The 4,280-nt window shown below is 67.7% G+C and carries 5 protein-coding genes; 2 read left to right on the forward strand and 3 right to left on the reverse strand.

Annotated features, from left to right (window positions below; all coding sequences use genetic code 11):
• Positions 1–1,311: helicase-related protein (locus tag VJ811_RS17940; protein WP_324074903.1), on the reverse strand; the 1,311-nt coding region annotated here is incomplete at its 3' end.
• A 231-nt stretch (positions 1,312–1,542) separates the two neighbouring features.
• Positions 1,543–2,556, reverse strand: coding sequence for a polyprenyl synthetase family protein (locus VJ811_RS17945; RefSeq protein WP_324074899.1), 1,014 nt, complete (start codon positions 2,554–2,556; stop codon positions 1,543–1,545).
• A gap of 108 nt (positions 2,557–2,664) precedes the next feature.
• On the opposite strand from VJ811_RS17945, the gene VJ811_RS17950 reads away from it, so the two are divergent.
• Positions 2,665–2,952, forward strand: coding sequence for a chorismate mutase (locus VJ811_RS17950; RefSeq protein ID WP_179495777.1), 288 nt, complete (start codon positions 2,665–2,667; stop codon positions 2,950–2,952).
• Positions 2,949–3,644: a glutathione S-transferase N-terminal domain-containing protein gene (locus VJ811_RS17955; protein ID WP_324074900.1), complete on the forward strand. Its 696-nt coding sequence runs from the start codon at positions 2,949–2,951 to the stop codon at positions 3,642–3,644. The genes VJ811_RS17950 and VJ811_RS17955 overlap by 4 nt, the downstream gene beginning before the upstream one ends.
• 197 nt (positions 3,645–3,841) lie before the next feature.
• Here VJ811_RS17955 and VJ811_RS17960 read toward each other — a convergent pair.
• Positions 3,842–4,280, reverse strand: a 439-nt coding sequence (locus VJ811_RS17960) for an ATP-binding protein (RefSeq protein ID WP_324074901.1), incomplete at its 5' end; no start/stop codon positions are given.

Genomic DNA, 4,280 nt, shown 5'->3' on the forward strand with positions numbered 1-4,280 from the left:
CTCGGTCAGCAGCACCGCGAGCCGCCCCGCCATCTCGGCCTCGCCCGCGCGCGCCGCGTCGAGCAGCATATGCGCGAGCGGCACCGGCAGCGGGATCGCGGCAAGCGCCTTGCCATGCGCGGTGATGCGGCCGTCGTCGGCGAGCGCGCCGATCGCCTGAAGCCGCGTCTTCGCTTCCGAAATCGCCGCGGGCGATGGCGGGTCGAGCCAGCCCAATTGGCGCGGATCGACGATGCCCCAGCTCGCGCAATCGAGCACCACGGGCATCAGGTCATTCTCGTGAATTTCGGGCGGATCGAACGGCGGCATGCCGGCGGTCGCCGCGGCTTCCCACAATCGGTACGCAACGCCCGGCCCCTGCCGCGCCGCGCGGCCCGCGCGCTGGGTCGCCGATGCCTGGCTGGCGCGTTCGGTGACGAGGCGCGCGATGCCGGCCGCCTTGTCGAAGCGCGGACGGCGCGACAGGCCGGCGTCGATGACAATGCGCACGCCGTCGATCGTCAGGCTGGTTTCGGCGATGCTCGTCGCCAGGATCAGCTTGCGCCGCCCGTCGGGGTCGCGGACGAGCGCCTTGCGTTGCAGCGCCGGATCGATCTGGCCGTGCAGGCGATGGACCGCGAGCGGCAGACGCGCGTCCTCGGCCGCCGTCGCGGCGCGTTCGATGTCGGCGGCGCCGGGCAGAAAGGCGAGCATGTCGCCCCCCTTTCCCTCGGCGGGCTCGTCGGTCAGCGCCTGCCGCACCGCGCTCAGCACCGACGCCTCGAGCCGGTCCTCGGCGCGGCGGCCGATATGGCGCAGTTCGAGCGGCCAGATCTTGCCCTCGCTCCTCACCACCGGCGCATTGCCGAGCAAGGCGCCAAAGCGCGCGCCATCGAGCGTCGCCGACATGGCGACGAGGCGCAAATCGTCGCGCAATCCCTGCTGCGCGTCGATCGCCAATGCCAGCGCGAAATCGCCGTCGAGGCTGCGTTCGTGAACCTCGTCGAACAGCACCGCCGACACGCCCTGAAGCTCGGGATCGGCGAGGATGCGGTTGCGGAACAGCCCCGGCGTCATCACGAGCAGCCGCGTCGCGGCCGACTGCTTGCTGTCGAGCCGCGTCGCATAACCGACCGTGCCGCCGACCGCCTCGCCCATCTCCTCCGCGATCCGCTCGGCCGCGCCGCGCGCCGCGAGCCGCCGCGGCGACAGCAGCCACACCGCGCCCTTGCACCATGGCTGGTCGAGGATCGCGGGGGCGACGCGCGTCGTCTTGCCCGCACCCGGCGGCGCGACGACGACGGCGTTGGGCTTCAGCACCAGCGCCGCCATGATGTCGGGCAGGACGACATCGATGGGGAGCGGCGTGAGGTTGGGGGCCACCTGTTTCACGCGAAGCCGCGAAGACGCGAAGATGTCGTGCAGGGCGGCATGACCGGTTTGTCGCCGCAGGCAATTTTCAGGAAAGGCGCTTCGTGCGAGATGGCCAGCCACGCAAGCGGCATTTCGTAACCCTCTTCTTCGCGGCTTCGCGGCTTCGCGTGAACCGGAAAAGCACCCACCTCAATAAGCGCGCGCGACCGCGAAGGCGACCGCTTCGGTCAGCGCCGACTTCGCCTGGCTGGCGCTGAAACCGCCGATCGCGTCGACCGCACGCTGGCCGTAATGGCGTGCGCGCGCGAGCGTGTCGGCGATCGTGTCGTGCTTGTGGAGCAGCGAAGTGGCATAGGCGAGGTCTTCGTCCGACGTGCGGTGTCCCACGATGGCCTGTTTCCAGAACTCGCGCTCCTCGGCGCTGCCACGCGCATAGGCGAGGATGACGGGCAAGGTGACCTTGCCATCGCGGAAGTCGTCGCCGACGCCTTTGCCCATCGTTTCGGCGTCCGAGACATAGTCGATCGCATCGTCGACGAGCTGGAACGCGATACCGAGATTGCGGCCATAAGCGTCGAGCGCAGCCTCGGTCGCCTCGTCGCGTTCAGCGACGACCGCGGCGATCTTGCACGCCGCGGCGAACAATTCGGCGGTCTTGGCGTTGATGATCGCGAGATACTGGTCCTCGCTCGTTTCGATCCGGCGCTGCGCCGAGAGCTGGTTGACCTCGCCCTCGGCGATCACCGCCGAGGCGCGCGACAATATCTTGAGCACCTTGAGCGAGCCGTCCTCGACCATCACCTCGAACGCACGGCTGAACAGGAAATCGCCGACGAGCACCGAGGCGCTGTTGCCCCAGATCAGGTTCGCGGTCTTGCGCCCGCGGCGCAGGTCCGATTTGTCGACGACATCGTCGTGGAGCAGGGTCGCGGTGTGGATGAATTCGACCGCGGCGGCGAGCTTGCAGTGGCGGCGCCCCGGATAGTCGAGCAGCTTGCCGCACGCGAGCGTCAGCATCGGGCGCATGCGTTTGCCGCCGCCCGCGATCAGATGACCCGCGAGTTCGGGGATCAGCGGCACTTCGGACTGCATCCGGTCGAGAATGACCGAATTCACCTCGTTCATATCGGCGGCGACAAGCGCCATCATCGGGTCGAGCGAGGGCGGCCGGTCGCCGTGCAGCTGATGGATTTCCGCAGTCATAACGCGGCGAGCCTTGGCGCCGCAGTCACGATTTTGCAACGACTTTCGGCTTGCTTTGAAGCCCCGCCCGGTGCCAAGCGTGCCGGAGAAGAGAGGAATCGCGCACCCATGGACGACCAACTGAGCCGCTATCGCCAGAGCATCGACAATATCGACGCGGCGCTCGTCTATATGCTCGCCGAACGGTTCAAGGTAACCAAGGCGGTCGGCGAACTCAAGGCGCGCGAAGGCCTGCCCCCCGCCGACCCCGGCCGCGAGGAGCGCCAGATCGAACGGCTGCGCGCGCTGGCCCGCGATGCCGACCTCGACCCCGATTTCACCGAAAAATTCCTGCGCTTCATCATCGACGAGGTGATCCGCCATCACCAGCAGGCGAAACGCGAGCAAAGCGCATGAGCACGGGCCATCCGATCTTCGCCCGCTGGCCGGCGCAGCACCCCGACCGGATTCAGCTTTTCTCCGCGCCGACGCCGAACGGCGTGAAGGCCGGCATCATGCTCGAGGAAACCGGCCTCGCCTATGAACCGCACCGGATCGACATCATGGCGAACGAAAGTCACGATCCGGCGTTCCTCGCGCTCAACCCCAATGGCAAGATCCCGGCGATCTACGATCCGAACGGCCCGGGCGGAAAGCCGCTCGCGCTGTTCGAATCGGGCGCGATCCTGATCTATCTCGCCGACAAGAGCGGGCTGTTTCTTTCGGGCGACCCGGCGGAGCGTTACGAAACGATCCAGTGGGTGATGTGGCAGATGGGCGGCGTCGGCCCGATGTTCGGCCAGCTCGGTTTCTTCCACAAATTCGCAGGGCGGGAGTATGAGGATAAACGCCCGCGCGACCGCTATGCGGCGGAATCGACGCGTTTGCTCGGGGTGCTGGACGCGCGGCTCGATGGGCGGGCGTGGGTGATGGGCGACGATTACAGCATCGCCGATATTTCGCTGCTCGGCTGGGTCCGCAACCTCATCGGTTTTTACGAAGCACGCGAGATCGTCGGTTTCGACCGCTTCACGCAGGTCCAGCGCTGGCTGGATGCGGGACTGGCGCGGCCGAGCGTGCAGCGCGGGCTGGAAGTCACCGCGGCGTGAGCGGGGCTGGTTTCGACCGGGAGCGGACGTTTTAGTTCCTCCCCGGAACGGGGAGGGGGAGTGCTGGTGGAGGGGTCGGGACGGTGCGTCTTGACGAAAGGTTTCGACCCCTCCGTCAGCCCTGCGGGCTGCCACCTCCCCGTTCCGGGGAGGAACTGACTATGTCCTCCGCTCACCACCCCAAAGCCGACCTGGCCCTACCCCGCGGGCAGCCTGAGCCGCACCAGCAGCCCGCCCAGATCCTCGCTCTCTTCCAGCATAATATTGCCGCCGTAAATCTCCGCGACGTCGCGCACGATCGCGAGGCCCAGCCCCGTCCCCGGCTTGCCGCTGTCGAGGCGGACGCCGCGATCGATGACGCGGTCGCGGTCGTCGGGTGAAATGCCGGCGCCGTCGTCCTCGATCACGATCTCGGCCATATCGCCTTCGCGCCCGACCGTGACGAAGACGCTGCCGCCGCCATATTTCGCCGCATTTTCGAGCAGATTGCCGATGAGTTCGTCGAGATCCTGCCGTTCGACGCGCACGATCACATTCTTATCGCCCGTCGCGTCGAGCCGCACGTCAGGGTAAAGCGCCGCGACCGCGCGCGACACGCTGCCCACGCTGTCCCAGACGGTCGCCCGCGCCTGCGCC

Source organism: Sphingopyxis sp. (assembly GCF_035250425.1).
GTDB lineage: Bacteria > Pseudomonadota > Alphaproteobacteria > Sphingomonadales > Sphingomonadaceae > Sphingopyxis.

What these genes read in the sequence shown, in the direction of transcription:
- VJ811_RS17945 (WP_324074899.1), bottom strand. Translation starts at nt 2,556, where the DNA reads ATGACTGCGGAAATCCATCAGCTGCACGGCGACCGGCCGCCCTCGCTC.
- VJ811_RS17950 (WP_179495777.1), top strand. Translation starts at nt 2,665, where the DNA reads ATGGACGACCAACTGAGCCGCTATCGCCAGAGCATCGACAATATCGAC.
- VJ811_RS17955 (WP_324074900.1), top strand. Translation starts at nt 2,949, where the DNA reads ATGAGCACGGGCCATCCGATCTTCGCCCGCTGGCCGGCGCAGCACCCC.